Source organism: Hyphomicrobium denitrificans ATCC 51888 (assembly GCF_000143145.1).
In the GTDB taxonomy this organism is placed as follows: Bacteria; Pseudomonadota; Alphaproteobacteria; order Rhizobiales; family Hyphomicrobiaceae; genus Hyphomicrobium_B; species Hyphomicrobium_B denitrificans.
The window spans coordinates 2,981,239-2,998,127 of record NC_014313.1 but is presented as its reverse complement, the minus strand read 5'-3'; the positions used below and the strand labels follow the sequence as shown (position 1 = coordinate 2,998,127).

17 protein-coding genes are annotated in these 16,889 nt (G+C 62.2%); 13 read left to right on the top strand and 4 right to left on the bottom strand.

Features of this window, described 5'->3' with window-relative positions; all coding sequences use genetic code 11:
* Positions 1–65: 65 nt before the first annotated feature.
* From HDEN_RS14375 to HDEN_RS14330, 10 genes are all read left to right on the top strand, one after another.
* Entirely contained in the window at positions 66–989 is a 924-nt protein-coding gene (locus tag HDEN_RS14375; RefSeq protein WP_013216861.1) for a heme o synthase, read from the top strand.
* A gap of 11 nt (positions 990–1,000) precedes the next feature.
* Positions 1,001–1,162, top strand: a complete 162-nt coding sequence (locus HDEN_RS14370; protein ID WP_013216860.1) for a hypothetical protein — start codon at positions 1,001–1,003, stop codon at positions 1,160–1,162.
* Positions 1,162–1,776: a cytochrome c oxidase assembly protein gene (locus tag HDEN_RS14365; protein ID WP_013216859.1), complete on the top strand. Its 615-nt coding sequence runs from the start codon at positions 1,162–1,164 to the stop codon at positions 1,774–1,776. Before HDEN_RS14370 ends, HDEN_RS14365 begins: the two co-directional genes overlap by 1 nt.
* 135 nt (positions 1,777–1,911) lie before the next feature.
* Positions 1,912–2,847, top strand: coding sequence for a cytochrome c oxidase subunit 3 (locus HDEN_RS14360; protein ID WP_013216858.1), 936 nt, complete (start codon positions 1,912–1,914; stop codon positions 2,845–2,847).
* Positions 2,848–3,073: 226 nt separating this feature from the next.
* The gene (locus HDEN_RS14355) at positions 3,074–3,379 is read left to right on the top strand and encodes a DUF983 domain-containing protein (protein ID WP_041921674.1); all 306 of its coding nucleotides are present in this window, start codon (positions 3,074–3,076) and stop codon (positions 3,377–3,379) included.
* Between the two features lie 2 nt (positions 3,380–3,381).
* A complete protein-coding gene (locus HDEN_RS14350; protein WP_013216856.1) occupies positions 3,382–4,167 on the top strand; it encodes an SURF1 family protein in 786 nt (261 codons plus the stop codon).
* A gap of 103 nt (positions 4,168–4,270) precedes the next feature.
* Entirely contained in the window at positions 4,271–5,671 is a 1,401-nt protein-coding gene (thrC, locus tag HDEN_RS14345; protein ID WP_013216855.1) for a threonine synthase, read from the top strand.
* A complete protein-coding gene (locus HDEN_RS14340; protein ID WP_013216854.1) occupies positions 5,668–6,969 on the top strand; it encodes a M16 family metallopeptidase in 1,302 nt (433 codons plus the stop codon). The genes thrC and HDEN_RS14340 overlap by 4 nt, the downstream gene beginning before the upstream one ends.
* A gap of 7 nt (positions 6,970–6,976) precedes the next feature.
* Positions 6,977–7,588, top strand: coding sequence for a GNAT family N-acetyltransferase (locus HDEN_RS14335; RefSeq protein WP_013216853.1), 612 nt, complete (start codon positions 6,977–6,979; stop codon positions 7,586–7,588).
* Positions 7,588–11,310: a sensor domain-containing phosphodiesterase gene (locus HDEN_RS14330; RefSeq protein WP_013216852.1), complete on the top strand. Its 3,723-nt coding sequence runs from the start codon at positions 7,588–7,590 to the stop codon at positions 11,308–11,310. Before HDEN_RS14335 ends, HDEN_RS14330 begins: the two co-directional genes overlap by 1 nt.
* A gap of 36 nt (positions 11,311–11,346) precedes the next feature.
* Here the strand turns inward: HDEN_RS14330 and HDEN_RS14325 are convergent, their stop codons facing one another.
* Positions 11,347–11,964 (bottom strand): YqgE/AlgH family protein, encoded by a 618-nt coding sequence (locus tag HDEN_RS14325; protein ID WP_013216851.1) that lies wholly within the window; start codon positions 11,962–11,964, stop codon positions 11,347–11,349.
* A gap of 162 nt (positions 11,965–12,126) precedes the next feature.
* On the opposite strand from HDEN_RS14325, the gene HDEN_RS14320 reads away from it, so the two are divergent.
* A complete protein-coding gene (locus HDEN_RS14320) occupies positions 12,127–12,963 on the top strand; it encodes a protein-disulfide reductase DsbD domain-containing protein (RefSeq protein ID WP_013216850.1) in 837 nt (278 codons plus the stop codon).
* Between the two features lie 50 nt (positions 12,964–13,013).
* Positions 13,014–13,508 (top strand): peroxiredoxin, encoded by a 495-nt coding sequence (locus HDEN_RS14315; RefSeq protein WP_013216849.1) that lies wholly within the window; start codon positions 13,014–13,016, stop codon positions 13,506–13,508.
* On the opposite strand, the gene rnhA is transcribed toward HDEN_RS14315, so the two are convergent.
* Genes rnhA through ispH form a run of 3 tightly spaced genes read right to left on the bottom strand, consistent with a single transcriptional unit; the run spans position 13,505 to position 15,956 of the window.
* Entirely contained in the window at positions 13,505–13,984 is a 480-nt protein-coding gene (gene rnhA, locus HDEN_RS14310; RefSeq protein WP_013216848.1) for a ribonuclease HI, read from the bottom strand. The genes HDEN_RS14315 and rnhA overlap by 4 nt on opposite strands.
* A complete protein-coding gene (locus HDEN_RS14305) occupies positions 13,981–14,952 on the bottom strand; it encodes a homoserine kinase (protein ID WP_013216847.1) in 972 nt (323 codons plus the stop codon). Before HDEN_RS14305 ends, rnhA begins: the two co-directional genes overlap by 4 nt.
* A 26-nt stretch (positions 14,953–14,978) precedes the next feature.
* Positions 14,979–15,956: a 4-hydroxy-3-methylbut-2-enyl diphosphate reductase gene (ispH, locus tag HDEN_RS14300; RefSeq protein ID WP_013216846.1), complete on the bottom strand. Its 978-nt coding sequence runs from the start codon at positions 15,954–15,956 to the stop codon at positions 14,979–14,981.
* Between the two features lie 225 nt (positions 15,957–16,181).
* Here ispH and HDEN_RS14295 point away from each other — a divergent pair, with 225 nt between their 5' ends.
* Positions 16,182–16,808: a hypothetical protein gene (locus HDEN_RS14295; protein WP_245256652.1), complete on the top strand. Its 627-nt coding sequence runs from the start codon at positions 16,182–16,184 to the stop codon at positions 16,806–16,808.
* The last annotated feature ends 81 nt before the right edge of the window (positions 16,809–16,889 follow it).

Genomic DNA, 16,889 nt, shown 5'->3' with positions numbered 1-16,889 from the left:
CAATCAGCAAACCCGCCGCTCTCGCAAACCCGAGATAAACGGTTGACGCAGGCGACGCACCGGCGATGAGCATTCAAAGCGAAATTGGTCAGGCCGATCTGGTTATGGAGCCGAGTGTCGGCGATTTCATCCAGCTGATGAAACCGCGCGTCATGGCGCTCGTGGTCTTCACGGCGTTGGCCGCGATGTTGGCCGCGCCGGGACACATCAATCCTGTCCTCGGGATGATCGGCATCATCTGCATCGCCGTCGGCGCAGGCGCCTCCGGTGCACTCAATATGTGGTACGACGCGGACATCGACGCCCGCATGGCGCGCACAGCAGCGCGTCCGCTGCCGCGCGGTCGCGTGACGGCCGATGAAGCGCTGAGCTTCGGTGGCGTGCTGTCGGTCGGTTCGGTCGTGACGCTCGGCGTGCTCGTCAACTGGACAGCCGGCGCTCTGCTCGCCCTGACGATCGCCTATTACATCTTCGTCTATACGATGTGGTTGAAGCGCCGCACGCCGCAGAACATCGTGATCGGCGGCGCCGCGGGCGCCTTCCCTCCGATGATCGGCTGGGCGGTTGTGACCGGTGGCATCGGACTTCCGAGCCTTCTGCTCTTCCTCATCATCTTCATGTGGACTCCGCCGCACTTCTGGGCTTTGGCGCTGTACCGCTGCCGCGACTACGAACGTGTCGGCGTGCCGATGCTCCCCGTCGTCGCTGGCCCCGATGCAACCCGTCGCCAGATTCTGATCTACTCGATCCTGCTCGTTCCGCTTGCCGTCGTTCCCTATTTTGTCGGACTGGGCGGCTTGGCGTACCTCGGGGTGTCGGTCGTGCTGGGCGTGGTGTTCCTCGCGCTGGCGTTTCGCGTCTACGTCACGCGCGAAGGCCGCGAAGCCGACACCGCGGCGCGCCGGCTGTTCCTGTTCTCGATCCTTTATCTCTATGCGCTGTTCGCGACGCTGTTCGTTGAAGCTCTGTTCCACCGCTTGATGGCTTGAGACCTGATCTGATGAGCGACAATCCCAACAATGGCAAACTCGATCCTGCGGCGGAAAAAATTCGCCGGCGCCGGTCGATTGCGATTGGCCTGACGTTGGGCTTCATGGTCCTCGCATTCTACATCGCAACCTTCATCCGCCTCGGCAGCAATGCCGCGAACGGCATGCTCTAATGCGAGAAAGCCCAGACGTGCAGCCCGGCAGCGAAATCTCCAGCAAAGGCTCGAAAAGCAACCGCACGGTTGTTCTCGGCTGCCTTGCCGCGCTCGCCGTCATGGGCGGAATAACGGCCTATTCGCCGACACTCTATCGCATGTTCTGCAGCCTGACGGGTTACGGCGGCACCACGCAGCGCGCCGAGGCACACAGCGACAAGATCCTCGATCGGACGATGACGGTGCGCTTCGACAGCAATATCGCCCCGCACCTCGCCTGGAAGTTCGAGCCTGAAGTCAACAAGATGGACGTCAAGCTCGGTGAGACCTCGATGGCCTATTTCCGGGTCACAAACCTTTCGGACAAGCCGGTGACCGGCAAGGCGGCGTTCAACGTCACGCCTGAGGTCATGGGCATCTACTTCAACAAGATCGCGTGCTTCTGCTTCACCGAGCAGACCTTGAAGCCGCACGAGACCGTCGAAATGCCGGTGACCTTCTACATCGATCCGAAAATGGTCGATGACAGCGACACCAAAATTTTGTCGGAAGTGACCTTGTCTTACATTTTCTATCCCGTCGAGCACGCGACGGCCGACATGACGGCCAAGCCTGCAAAATCGGGCGGTTAAAAAAAGCAGAAGCAACACGACTGAGAACGAACCGAAATAGCAAAAGAAGCGCGATCGAAAATTGATCTCTTGGGCGCGAGCCCAGCAAGTTCAAGATTTGATCCGGGAGCACGAACGGGGACGACGGAGACCGAAATGGCAGACACGCATGTGAAACATCACGACTATCATCTGGTGAATCCCAGTCCTTGGCCGCTCCTCGCGTCCGTTGCAGCGCTGATCACCGCCATCGGCGGCATCGCCTGGATGCGTACGCATGTCGACGGCGAAGGCGTGCTCGGAATCAAAGGCTGGTATCTGTTCGCGATCGGCTTCGCGGCGCTCGTCGCGACCGCATGGGCCTGGTGGGTCGACATCATCCGCGAAGCCAACGAAGGCTATCAGACGCCGGTCGTGCAGCTTCACCTGCGCTACGGCATGCTCATGTTCATCGCGTCGGAGGCCATGTTCTTCGTCGCCTGGTTCTGGGCCTACTTCGACAGCGCGCTTTTCCCGGCTGGCGTCCACGAACTGATGAACAATGCCGGCCAGCTCGTCGGACTGACCACGCGCGATCAGGTCTTCGGCGGAAAATGGCCGCCGGTACCGGCGGAGACGGCTGCGGCGATTCCGGGTTATTTCAAGCACACGTTCGATCCCTGGGGCCTGCCGCTGGTCAACACCCTCATTCTGTTGACGTCGGGCTGCACGGTGACGTGGGCGCATCACTCGCTGCTGAAGAACGACCGTCGCGGTCTGGTGATCGGTCTGCTTCTGACGGTGCTGCTGGGCATCACCTTCACGATCTGCCAGGCGATCGAATACAGCCACGCCGGCTTCAGCTTCGCCGGCCACAACTACGGTTCGACGTTCTTCATGGCGACCGGCTTCCACGGCGCGCACGTGATCATCGGCACGATATTCCTGTTCGTCTGCCTGGTCCGCGCGATCAGAGGCGCCTTCACGCCGAAGCAGCACTTCGGTTTTGAAGCCGCTGCCTGGTACTGGCACTTCGTCGACGTTGTCTGGCTGTTCCTGTTCGCCTGCATCTATGTCTGGGGCGCGGGTCCGACCGTAGCGGGAGGCCACTAACTCGGCCCCACAGAAAATAATATTGTAAGAGGCGGCCCTAGAGCCGCCTCTCGCATTTCGGGCCCCGCGTCTCGTATCTTGCGGCGGTTTGTCAAAATGAACTCGCAGGCTCTCTGAGCTTGCTGCGGAAGAAACATCGAGGTCCTTGGTGTCGAGCTCAAGCACATCTCCGTCCCCGTTCGTCTCAGGGCTGAAATGCGCATGCCCGCGCTGTGGCAAGGCGCCGTTGTTCGCCGGTCCGCTCAACCCGCTCGCCATGCGCGACAAGTGCGACGCGTGCGGACTCGACTATAAATTCGTCGACACCGGTGATGGCCCGGCGGTCTTCGGAATTTTCATACTGGGATTTCTCTGCGTCGGCGGAGCGCTGATCGCCGAGTTCAAATTCGGCGTTCCCTGGTGGATGCACATTATTCTGTGGGGTATCCTGACGCCGATCTTCGCTGTCTTCCTGCTGCGCTTCCTGAAGGCGACCCTGATCGCCCTGCAGTTTAGCAACAAGGCCGAGGAAGGTCGCATCGCCAAGGAGTGAAGATGTTTGCGCGCTGGCGTGCTGCTGGTCTCATTCTGCCGTCGCTTCTGACGCTCGCTCTGCTGCCCGTGCTGATCGGGCTCGGCAACTGGCAATGGCATCGTAAGGCGTGGAAGGAAGACCTGATCGCGAAGATCGACGCCCGTCGGACAGCGGAGCCGATCTCCTATCCCGCCGCCCTCGCCAAATATGTCAAAGATGGCGACGTCGAGTACCTGCACGTCCGCGTCACCGGAACGTTCGATCACAGCCAGGAACGCCATCTCTACGCGCCGGAAGCTGAAAGTCAGGGCTGGCACGTTTACACGCCGCTGAAGCCGGAGGGCGGTCTGCCGCCCGTCTTCGTCAATCGCGGCTGGGTCCCAGATACGCTCAAGGACCCTTCGAAGCGGGCCGAGGGTCAGCTTCAGGGTCCGGTGACGATCACGGGCCTCGTCCGCCTGCCCGAGCACAAGGGCTGGTTCACGCCCGACAACAATTACGCCACGAACCAATGGTTCTGGCGCGACGTTGATGCCATGCGATGGGGCGCTGAGGGCCGACCCTCGCCACTTCTGTTCTCGGTCGAAAACCAGCAGGCCTACGCGCCGTTCTCGATCGATACCGACCCCCTGCCGGAAAACCCCGGCGGCTGGCCGAAGGGCGGGACGACGATGGTCGTTATCCCCAATTCACATTTGCAATATGTGGTGACGTGGTACGGCCTCGCCTTGACGCTGCTCTGCATCTTCGCGGTCTATGCCCGCCAGCGGCTGAAAGAGCTGGAAAACGGTCCCCGACAATCTTAATGACCGGGAATCCGGGTGCCGGGCCGGCTCACGCCTTGTTCCGCACCATTGAGACCACTACCTTGGCACGGCTCCTCAACACGTCGACTGTGAGATCGCATCATTGAAATACATTTCTACTCGGGGCGGGGCGGAAGCGCTCGGGTTCGAAGATGTCCTGCTTGCCGGATTGGCGCGCGACGGCGGTCTGTACGTCCCCGAAGTCTGGCCGACGCTGACGCCTGACACGATCGCGTCGTTTCGCGACAAGCCGTTCGTCGAAATCGCTGTCGAGGTCATCCATCCTTTTACCGGCGACGAGATCTCGCGCGATGAACTGCGCCGCATGGCGTCGGAAGCCTACGCGACCTTCGATACGTCCGAGGTGACGCCGCTCGTCGAAATCAAACCCGGCCTGACCATCCTCGAATTGTTCCACGGCCCGACGCTCGCCTTCAAAGACGTTGCGATGCAACTCCTGGCGCGGCTGATGGATCACGTGCTCGAGAAGCGCGGCGCTCGCGCCACCATCGTCGGCGCGACGTCGGGCGATACCGGCGGCGCGGCCATCGAAGCCTTCCGCTCGTCGAAGCGCGTCGACGTCGTGATCCTGTTTCCCAAAGGCCGCGTGTCCGACGTTCAACGCCGCATGATGACGACGCCGACGGAACCGAACGTCCATGCCGTCGCGATCGAAGGCACGTTCGACGACTGTCAGGCGCTCGTCAAAGCGATGTTCAACGATCACGCGTTTCGGGATCGCGTCGAGCTGTCCGGCGTCAATTCGATCAACTGGGCCCGCATCGTCGCGCAGGTCACTTACTATTTCTGGGCGGCGTCGCGCATCGGAACCACCGAGCCGTTATCGTTTTCCGTACCGACCGGAAACTTCGGCGACATTTTTGCGAGCTACGTCGCAAAGCGCCTGGGTCTCCCGATCGACAAGCTCATCATCGCCTCGAACGAAAACGATATCCTGCCGCGCGCCGTCGCGACGGGCGTCTATGCGATGAAGGACGTCATCGCCACGTCGTCGCCCTCGATGGACATTCAGATCTCGTCGAATTTCGAGCGCTATCTGTTCGAGGCGTCGGATCGTGACGCCGATTTTGTCCGCAGCTCGATGACATCGCTGATCGCCACCGGGAGTTTCGAGCTTGGCCGCACAGGCTCGCGCTTGAAGCAGGATTTCGCCGCTGTCTCGGCATCGGAAGCCGACGTCGCGGATGCGATCCGCCGCACGAAAACCGCATATGGCTATGTTCTCGATCCGCACACGGCGTGCGCGTTCGTAGCCGCCGAGCGTGTCGCTCCGGCGGGGAACACCGTCATTCTCTCGACGGCGCACCCTGCGAAGTTTCCGGACGCAATCGAAGCCATTACCGGTGCGCGCCCGGCTTTGCCCGCGCATCAAGCGCATCTCATGACCGATGCAGAGAAATTCGATACGCTGCCGAACAGTCTCTCGTCGGTGCAGAAGTTCGTCTTGAAGCATTGCCGCGTGGCGGCCGGAACCCCTCAATGACCACCGAGCTGACGACACTTTCGAACGGCGTCCGCGTCGCGACCCACCGGATGCCCAATCTTGAAACGGTGTCGCTCGGCGTCTGGGTGGCGGTCGGCTCGCGTCACGAGCGTGACGACCAGCACGGCCTCTCGCATTTTCTCGAGCACATGGCGTTCAAGGGGACGAAGTCGCGGTCCGCCCGCATGATCGCCGAGACGATCGAAAGCGTCGGCGGAGATCTCAACGCGGCGACGGGCCTTGATACGACCGCGTACTATGCGCGCGTATTGAAGGGTGACGAAGGCGTCGCACTCGAACTGATCGCCGACATCCTGCTCAACTCGAAGTTCGCGCCCGAAGACCTCGACCGCGAGCGCGTCGTCATCCAGCAGGAAATCGCCTCCACCGACGACAGCCCCGACGATATTATCTTCGACCTGATGCAAAGCGTGGCATTCCCCGAGCAGGCGATCGGTCGCCCGATCCTCGGAACGAAGGCCAGCGTCGGCAGATTTCGCGCCGCTGACTTGAGCGGCTATCTCGACGAGCATTATCTCCCTGAAGCGATTGTGGTTTCTGCCGCAGGTGCTGTCCACCACGACGAGATCGTCCGCCACGTTGAAGCCCTATTCGGGGGGCTCACTCAACGCCGTCGTGGAACCGAATCGCTAGCGCGCTATCGGGGCGGATCGACAGCCTCGGCCAAGCCGTTCGAACAGAGCCACGTTCTGATCGGCCTGCCGTCGCCGTCGTGCCTGGAACCTGCATTCTACACCGCTCAGGTCTTTTCCGGTCTGCTCGGTGGCGGGATGTCCTCTCGTCTGTTTCAGGAAGTCCGCGAAGATCGAGGCCTCTGCTATTCGATCTATTCGACGGTTTGGGGAGTTAAAGACACCGGAATGCTGGCCGTTCACGCAGCAACGGGACCTGAGATGGTTGACGAACTCGCGGCCGTTGTGGCTGGCGAGTTTGCATCGCTTGCGGATGCTGGCCCGACCGATGCCGAGTTGCTGCGTGCCAAGGCGCAGTTGAAGGCAGGCCTGCTGATGGCGCTCGAAAGCTCTTCGGTCAACGCGGAACAGATGGCGCGGCAACTTCTGGCGCAGGATCGCTTCGTCGCGATGTCGGAGTTGATCGACGAAGTCGAGGCCGTCGACCGGGATCGTATCAGGGATTTCGCCGGCAGCCTGCGAAGCGAGTCCGCTTCGGTCGCGGTGATCGGCTCGGGCAGGAAGTCCGCGGCCCAGGCCACCCGCGTTGCCGCGTTGTTCAATCCGGCCACCACCAGCGCTATGATCAGCCAGGGATCGAGGTGACGACGCCGTGGCTTTTCTCCGCACAACCCGTCCGGAAGAAGATTTCGAGGTCATTCGCGGCCGCGCGGTTCTGCTGCGACAGCCGGCGGCCGGTGACTATGCGGAATGGGCGGAACTGAGGGCGCGGAGCCGCAGCCATCTGACGCCCTGGGAGCCGACCTGGGCACACGACGATCTCTCCCACGGCATGTATCGCCGCCGCCTGCGCGCCTACGCCAAGGACGTGCGCGAGGATTCCTCGTATCCGTATTTCATTTTCGATACGTCGTCCGGCGCGCTCGTCGGCGGCATGACGCTGTCGAACGTGCGGCGCGGCTCGGCGCAGACGGCGTCTCTCGGCTACTGGATGGGCGTGACGTATGCGGGGCGCGGCTACATGCGCGAAGCCGTATCGACGCTGTTGCCCGTCGCATTCGGAACGCTTCGCCTGCACCGCATCGAAGCCGCGTCGATGCTGAACAACGCCGCCTCCATTCGCGTCCTCGAAGTATGCGGCTTTGAACGCGAAGGCATCGCCCGCTCATATTTGAAGATCAACGGGCGCTGGGAAGATCACATCCTTTACGCGCGCGTCGCGGGCGCGCCTCTGTCCGAGGTTCCACAGGGCGGAGGGACCTGATGCGCAAGGGGGGACGGGGGAACGAAAATTCGGGATTGTCACGGCTCGCGGTGCTGGCCGTCGCAATTCTTTGGATGCTCGGCCTCGCCGGGCACGCCGCCGCTCTGACTCCGATCCCGATTCAAGACGATCAAGACCGGGTTGAAATCACCAATCTCGGCGAAGCCTACGAAGGGCGCGGCGATAGCCTGCAAGTCGAAACCTCGGCTGGGCAGGATGGCGTGTCGGGCCGCATGACGGTTCGCGCCTCGGTGCCGGGCACCAGCCCCAACTGGATGGTGTTCGCGCTCACCAACAAGACCGACAAGTCACTCGAACGCCTGCTCGCAGCCGACCGCTATTCCATCGTCGGATCGGGAACGGTCTGGCCCGATCTCGACGCCCGGCGCATCGAAAGCGTCACGCCGTCTGTCGGCTTCGTGCCAGAGCGCATCAAGAGCGACAAGGCGGACGTGTTCCGCATCACGCTCGAGCCCGGCCAGACGATCACCTACGTTGCCGAGCTTGCGGGCGAGCACTTCTCGCGGCTCTATCTTTGGAAGCCGATCGACTACGAAATCAAAAGCCGCGACCGTCAGCTCTTCAACGGCGCCATGCTCGGCCTGACCGGCCTGCTCGCGATCTTCCTGACCGCGATTTTCGCGGCAAATCACAAGCTGATCTTCCCCGCAGCTGCCCTCGTCTCCTGGACGGTGCTGAGCTACCTGTGCGTCGACTTCGGTTTCTTCCACAAGCTGTTCAACCTGCGGCCCGAGGACAACGCCGTCTATCGCGCCGCCGGCGAAGCCGCGATGGCGTCGAGCTTCGTAATCTTCCTGTCGACGTTCCTGCGCCTCGGACTCTGGCACGGAATGGTGCGCATGATGATCGGCGTGTGGATGGTGGCGCAGCTGACGCTCATCGCCGTCGCCGTTATCGATCCGCGCTTGGCCGCAACCTTCGCGCGCCTGTCGTTCCTGATGATCGGCGGCGTCGGCGGATTGTTCACGCTCTTCTTGGCGTTCAAAGGCCAGGACCGCGCACTATCGCTGGTACCGACATGGCTTCTGCTTCTTGTCTGGATCTTCGCGACCGGAATGACGCTCAGCGGACGCATGTCGGGCGACGTCGTCGTCTCGAGCCTGATCGCGGGCCTCGTGCTGGTCGTGATCCTGATGGGCTTCACCGTCACGCAGTACGCCTTCCGGTCCTCCGATGCGGCCTACGCAGGCGCGCCGACCGAACTTCAGGGCCGCTCTCTCGCGCTGGCCGCGTCCGGCTCGACGGTCTGGGAATGGAATATCCGCCGCGATGAGATCAAGGTCAGCCCCGAAGTCGAAATCGCGCTGTCGCTGATGCCCGGCGAACTCTCGACCAAGGTCGAGGATTTTCTGCGCCACGTCCACCCGACCGACAAAGAGCGCTTCCGCGTCATGATGATGTCGGCGCAGGAACGCTCAGGCGTCCGCATCAGAACCGACTTCCGCCTCCGTCATTCCGACAACAGCTGGCGCTGGTTTGAACTTGAGGCCGCGAGCGTCCCGAATTCCGACGGACGCACGCTTCGCTGTGTCGGCCTGCTGCGCGACGTGTCCGACATGAAGCGCGCCCACGAGCGGCTGCTCCACGACGCGGTCAATTGCAGCCTGACCGGCCTTCCCAATCGCGAACTGTTTCTCGATCGCCTGAAGGGTGTCGTCAGCCGCGCAAAGACCGATGGCGGCGTTCGCCCGGCCGTGATCTTCATCGACCTCGACAAGTTCAAGAGCATCAATTCTTCGTTCGGTCTCGTGCGCGGCGACAGCTTGCTTCTGACCGTCGCGCGCCGCCTGCAGCGCCACCTCGGACCGCACGACACCGTCGCGCGCGTCGGCGGCGATCAGTTCGCGATGCTGTTCGTCGGCGAACGGGAAGCGCGTAATCTTCCCGCGCTTGCGGAACGCGTCCGCCGCTCGCTGCGCGCGCCGATCCCGCTCGCCAATCAGGAAGTCATCCTCACGGGCTCCATCGGCGTCGCCGCATGGGACGAAAATCAATCTGCCGATGGCGATCTGCTGAAGGATGCCGAGCTTGCGATGTATCGCGCCAAGCGCGCCGGCGCCGATCGCATCGAAGTCTTCGACGCCTCCATGCGCCGCGACCGCGACTCGAACATCGGCGCCGAACTCGCCAAGGCAATCGAGAAGGGTCAGCTGAAGGTCGTCTATCAGCCGATTGTTTACCTGCCGACGAAAGAGCTTGCGGGCTTCGAAGCTTTCGCGCGCTGGGAGCATCCGAAACTCGGCCTCGTCAATCCGGCGTCGGTCATCGACGAGGCCAACGAGCCGGACGCGATGGTCAAGGTCAGCGCCTACCTGCTGCTGCGAGCCGCGAAAGACGCCTCGCGCTGGTTGGCCGAACTGCCGCGTCCTGAACGGCCGTTGTTCGTCACCGTCAACATTTCTAGCCCGCACATCTTCAAGCCGGAATCGATCCAGGAGATCCGCCACATCCTCGGCCGCAACATCGTCCCGCCGGGGACGTTGCGTCTGGAGATCGCCGAAAATCTCATGATGGGCAATCCGGAGCAGGCCATCGAAGTGCTGAAGGTGCTTCGCGGCTCAGGCGCGGAACTCTCGTTGGATGAATTCGGCACCGGCTATTCATCGCTCGCCTATTTGAACCGCTTCCCGTTCGACACGATCAAGGTCTGTCGCGGATTGGTGCGCGGCAGTGGCACCGCGAACGGCGCCGCGATCATGCGATCGATGGTGGCGCTGGCGCACGAGCTTTCGAAAACCGTCGTCGCCGAAGGCGTCGAACGTGCGGACGAAGCGACGTTCCTGCGCTCGATCGGTTGCGAATACGCGCAGGGGTATCACTTCGGCGAACCCATTCCGGAGCGCGCAGTCGCGCAGCTCTTGAAGATGGTGCGCCGCTCCGAACGCAAGATGCAGCCGCGCGGCTTCTTCCGCCCGAAATTCAAGAACGCGGCGAAAAAGGTCGTCGCACAAGCGGCGCGACCGGCGGCTGCGATTGCGAAATCCGTCGCCAACGGCGAGGCGAAGACGACCACCGCGCCGCCTCAGGGTGCGGCCAAGGCTGCGGCGCTTCCGGCAGGATCGGTTGTGCGTCACCGGCACAAACCCGACCCCAAGGCCGTGGCGAACGGCGCAAGTCCGAACCCCGTCGCAAACGCCGGCGCACCCGGCACGCCGGGCATGCCGTCGAAGAAACCGGCCGATGCGCTCCGTGTGGCAGTTGCCGCTTCCGGGCCGGCATTGCCGCCAGCCGCAGCGCCCTCGTTGCCGCCGGAACTCCTGCAAACCATGGAACGCAGATCGGTGCCGCCGCAAAACCCGCGCGCCCCGGCAAACGGGCACGCCGCGCCCGGCGCTCCGCCGTTCCGTCCGGCCGCCGAACCGGCTCCGGCGGCACCACCACGACAGGCGATCCTGGCGCCGTTGTCGGAAGCATTGGCGCGCGCAGCGGCGTCTGATCCGACGACTGGACGACCAGCGCCGCAACGTCCACCCGCGAACGGGATGCCACCCGCGAGCCCGGGTGAGCCGCAGCCTCGGCGCGCTGAAGCGCCGTTGCCACCTCCACCTCCAGTCAACGTAACGCCGTCGCAGCCGGACTTCTCGACGCTGCCGCCGTCGATCGCGGCAAGTCTCGCGCGGCTCGCAGGCAATGCGCCGGCCTCAGGCGAACCGGAGAACGGCGCGCCGAGAACCGAACAGAAGATCGCGTCGAAGGGATAGAAGACGGCGTCGAAGAAATGCGCCGAAGAGCCGTGCTCAGGCGTGTCCCGCGTCACTGACGAGATGCGAGAGATCGATCCCGATTTTCGCGAGCGCGCGCGAATATTTGTTGTCGAGATCATCGTCGAAAATCAGATCGGGATCAGCCGGGCAGTGTAGCCAGCCGTTGGCCTGGATCTCGTTTTCGAGCTGGCCGGGCGACCAACCCGCGTAACCGAGCGCAAGAAGGGCGCGCGCCGGACCATGCCCCTGCGCAATCGCTTTCAGAATATCGATCGTTGCCGTGAGGCAGACATCGTTCTCGATCGCCAGCGTCGAATCTTCCGAAAAATAATCCGAGCTGTGCAGCACAAATCCGCGTCCGGTCTCGACCGGTCCGCCGACCTGAATGGAAAGCGACAAGACCTCGCTCGTGATCTCGTCATCCGGGCTGCGCGGAGAGATGCCGAGCTTCTCGAGCAGATCGGGAGCGGTGATATGATTGGCGCGCTGGTTGATCACCAGACCCATCGCGCCTTCGGACGAATGCGCACACATGTAAATGACCGAGCGCTGGAACCGGCGGTCAGACATCGCCGGCATGGCAATGAGGAGTTGCCCCTCGAGCTTGATGTCGGAGCCTTCTGTGAGGCCCCTCTGGCGCACGGACTTCATGACAGCCAGACTAATCCGGAAGCATGGCGACGTGAAGATGGTTGAAACGCAATAAAATGACTACCTATGTTACGGCGCAGGCTTTTGAGCCGTATAGTGAAAAGGACAAGGGGCCGATGTTCAGGCCGCTTGCCGCAAGAGGTGACGCTTGTGAGCGGAAATATGCGACTGACGATCGGTTTGGCGTTCGCGTGTCTGTCGTTGAATGCGGCGACGGCGCTCAGCGAACCCGGCGCACCCGTGTCGTCGGATTGGGTTAAGGGGTTCGATAATCAGGCGCGCCTCGTCGCCGGACAGGCCGTTCGTGACGGCAAGACGGCGCTCTATGCCGGCGTTGAAGTTGCAATGCCGGAAGGCTGGAAAACCTATTGGCGCGCGCCCGGCGACGCCGGCGGCGTCCCGCCCGACTTCGATTGGAACGCATCCGAGAACCTGCAGTCGGCGGATGTGCTCTACCCCGCGCCTCACAGGCTCAGCGACAAGGCGGGCGACACCGTCGGCTACAAGGGCGGCGTCATCTTCCCCGTTCGCGTCGTCCCGAAGGATGCCACGAAGCCGGTCGTCCTTCGCGGCAAGGTCGAATATGGCCTATGCAAGGATATCTGCATTCCCGCGCAAGCCGATTTGAAAGTCGTCATTCCTCCGAACGTCGGCGCGTCGGCGGAACTGACCGACACATTGGCGCGCGTTCCTCAGACGAGCCCGCGCTCGGGCGTCGACCCGAAGCTCGACACATGGCACTTCGACCCATTGGCGCAGAAGCCAAAGCTGGTTTTAAATGTCGAGACGTCGGTTCCCGATAAGGCCGATGCCTTCGTCGTCGCCCCGGGCGGCATTTACGTCCCCCTGCCCAAGCGCGTGGCGAACGCGTCCGGCAAAGCCGTCTTCGAGGTCGATCTTTCGGTCGATGTCGACCTCAAGGAACTCAAGGGCAAGGCGCTCACGGTCACGATGGTCGACGGCAAGGGCCAGTCCGAAACGACGATCACGTTGAAATAACCGAACGTCCCGCGAACGCATCGCGATAATCAAAACAAGAGGAACGCACGATGATCAATGTTGGCGACAAGCTGCCTGACGCAAAGTTTACGGTGATGGGGTCCGATGGGCCGAAGCCGAAGACGGTCGCCGAAGTCTTTGCGGGAAAGAAAGTTGCGCTGTTCGCGGTGCCGGGCGCGTATACGCCGACCTGCTCGAATGATCACATGCCGGGCTTCGTCAATCGCGTCGATGAACTGAAAGCCAAGGGCATCGATGCGATCGCCTGCACCGCCGTCAACGATGTCTTCGTGCTGACCAACTGGGCGAAAGATACGGGCGCCGCAGGCAAGATCGAAATGCTGGCGGACGGCTCCGGCGATTTCGCCAAGGCCATCGGCCTCGATATCGATCTGGCCGGTTTCGGCCTCGGACTGCGCTCGAAGCGCTATGCCATGCTGGTCGACGACGGCGTCGTCAAAGTCTTGAACGTCGAGGACAGTCCGCCGGTCGCCGAAAAATCGAGCGCGGCGAACCTGTGCTCGATGATCGATCGCTCGCTCTAGATCTTCGTGGAGGCGTCAGGCCGAGGCGCCAGCTTGAATGGAGCCATGGCCTGACGCGCCAACTCGTCGGCGCGTTCGTTCTCCGGATGTCCGGCATGGCCTTTCAACCAGTGCCACTCGACGTCGTGCTTGTTGCGTAGCGCGTCGAGCGCTTGCCAGAGTTCTACGTTCTTGACGGGTTTCTTGTCCGCCGTCCGCCAGCCGTTCTTTTTCCAGCCGTGAACCCAGCCCGTGATGCCGTTCTTGACGTAGGCGCTGTCGGTATAGAGCGCGACCTCGCTTCGCTTCTTCAAGGCTTCGAGCGCTGAGATCGCTGCCAGCAGCTCCATGCGGTTGTTGGTCGTCAGAACCTCGCCGCCACTGATTTCCTTGCGATGCTTTCCTGAAATCAGCACGGCGCCCCAGCCGCCGGGGCCTGGATTCCCCGAGCACGCGCCGTCGCTATAAATCAGAATCTTGGGCGCCTCAGCGGTCATCGGGCAAGCTCGAAGCCATAATCCTCGATAGAACGGACGGTCTGGTGAAAGCGCAGCCTGCGCACATAATCGATCGGGTCCTTGCGGGCGACGAGCGCATCCTTCGGCGTATTCAACCAGTCGTAACTACGGGTCAGCAGGAACCGCATCGCAGCCCCCCGGGCGAGAGTTGGAAACGCCTTTCGCTCGGCGTCCGTCAACGGCCTGACGCTGTTGTAGCCTTCGAGCAGCGCCCGGCCCTTGCCGGCGTTGAACTCGCAATCCGGCTCGAAGCACCACGCATTGATCGACACGGCAATGTCGTAGGCGAGCGCGTCATCGCAGGCGAAATAGAAGTCGATCAGCCCTGAAAGCTTATCGTCGATGAAGAAGACGTTGTCGGGAAACAGGTCGGCGTGGATCACGCCTTGCGGCAGATCGGCAGGCCAGGATTTTTCAAGGAACGAGAGTTCGTCCGCAATGAGCGTTTTGAGCTCTGGCAGAATTTCCGCAGCGCGCGGCGAGAACCTCTCGAACAGCGGCCGCCATCCTGAAAGTCCGAGCGCGTTAGCGCGATGCAACGCGAAGCCTGCGCCCGCGATGTGCATGCGCGCAAGCGCTTTCCCAAGCTCCAGGCAGTGCTCGGCTTTCGGATGCGTCGGCCACATGCCTTCGAGGAACGTCACGAGCGCGGCGTGCCGGCCGGCAAGCTCGTTCAGAACGCGGCCCTCTGAGTCGCGCACCGGTAGCGGACACGTCACGCCCCGCGCGGAGAGATGCTCCATCAGCCCAAGAAAGAACGGCAGATCCTTCGGGTCGACACGCTTTTCGTAAAGCGTGAGGATGAACGCGCCCTTCGTCGTATGCACGAGATAGTTGGTGTTCTCGACGCCCTCGGCAATGCCCTTGCACGAAAGCAGGCTGCCCAGGTTATAGGAACGTATGAAGCGCGCGAGCTCGTCGTCGCTGATTTCGGTATAGACCGCCATATCTGTCCTTGACGCCGGATGGAGGTCTAGTGCTGCTCGGCCGGGGCGCGTGGCGCCCTGACTTCCCGTGGCACGTTGAAGACGACGCGCTCTTCGAGCGTCGTGACGATTTCGATATCGAGGTCGTAGCGTTCGCGAATGGCTTCGATGACCTCTTCGACGATCACCTCTGGCGCCGACGCGCCGGCCGTGATGCCGATCGTGTGCGCGTGCTCAAGATCGCCCCACGGAATATCCTTGGCGCGCTCGACCAGATACGAAAACTTGCAACCGGACTTTGCGGCGACTTCGACCAGCCGCAGCGAATTCGAGCTTTTCGGCCCGCCGATGACCAGGAGCCCGTCGATTTTCGGCGCGATCACCTTGACTGCGTTCTGCCGGTTGGTCGTCGCGTAGCAGATGTCTTCCTTCACCGGCCCGCCGATCTCGGGAAAGCGCTCCTTGAGCACCGCGACAATCTCCGCCGTGTCGTCGAGCGACAGCGTTGTCTGCGTGACATAGGCCAGTTTCGATGCATCGCGCGGCGTAAAGGTCCGCGCGTCTTCCACTGATTCGACGAGATGGATGGCTCCCGCAGGCAGCTGCCCCAGCGTCCCGACCACTTCCGGATGGCCGTTATGACCAACAAGGATGATTTCGCGACCCTGCTCGTGGTGCCGTGCCGCCTCCATGTGAACCTTCGATACCAGTGGACAAGTCGCGTCGACGACGAACATGTTCCGGTTTTTCGCCTTTTCCGGGATAGCCTTGGCCACTCCGTGTGCCGAAAAAATCACGGGTTGAGTCGTATCCGGGATCTCATCCAGCTCCTTCACAAAAACGGCGCCTTTAGCTCTCAGTGAATCAACAACATAGCGGTTGTGTACGATTTCGTGTCGGACGTAGACGGGGGCTCCGAATTTCGTCAAAGCCTGTTCCACGATCTGGATGGCGCGATCAACGCCGGCACAGAAGCCGCGGGGCGCAGCGAGCAGGATTTTGAGTGGTGGCTTCGGCACGATCACTTCAATTGGTTAAGGCCGGACATGAAAGAACGATGGTCTTTATACTCATCCGCCGCATCTGAAAATGCTGTTGGATGCAGGCTTGGCCGGATGGTACGGTCCTTTTTTGACAATACAAGGGGCCGCGCTTCGGAACCTCAGGGGGTATTGTTGCAGAACTCAAGTCCGCAGCATCTTTGGGACAGGGATGCGGGGTTAGCACGCAGCCGGATGACGCCCGTTTCCGTGGCGGCCCTGGTTGTGACCGGATTTTCGGCGCTCGCGCTCGGCGGCTGCGGAATGTCGTCGCTGACGTCGGGCCTCGGCGGCGGAATGTTCGGCGGCGGCTCGTCGGGTTCGCAGGTCTCGACCGTTTCCGAAGACCAGCTGCTCGATGCGGCCAAGTCATCGGACTCGAGCGCCACCGGCAGCACGAACATCGGCGAAATCGAAGCTGGCTGTCCGCGTCTCCGGATCGCGCCGCGCGACAACTACATCACCTTCTATGAGCAGGGCCACGTCGGCGACGCCATGTCGGTGACGCAGCGAGGCGAGATCACGAAGACGGCGCGCGAATGCCAGGTCGAGCCCGGCCGCGTCGTCGTCAAATACGGCTTTTCCGGCCGCGTGCTGCTTGGACCGAAGGGCCAGGCCGGTGCTTTGACCTTGCCCGTCGCGGTCATCGTCAACAATTCGAAGCGTGACCGGGTCGCGGCCGATACGATGAAGATCGACGTCAACATCGGTGCCGATAAGCCGATCAGCTATTTCTCAGCCGTGCACACGATCAGCTTCGCCATCCCCGAGGGATCGCGGCCGGGCGAATTCGAACTCGTCATTGGCTTCGACAGCCGTGCATCGGGCTCTGGCTGAGATCGGCGGCCCAGCCAAGCCATCGGACAAATAAAAAAGCCAGGCATAATGCCTGGCTTTTGTTTTTCTGTTGGATTGAGC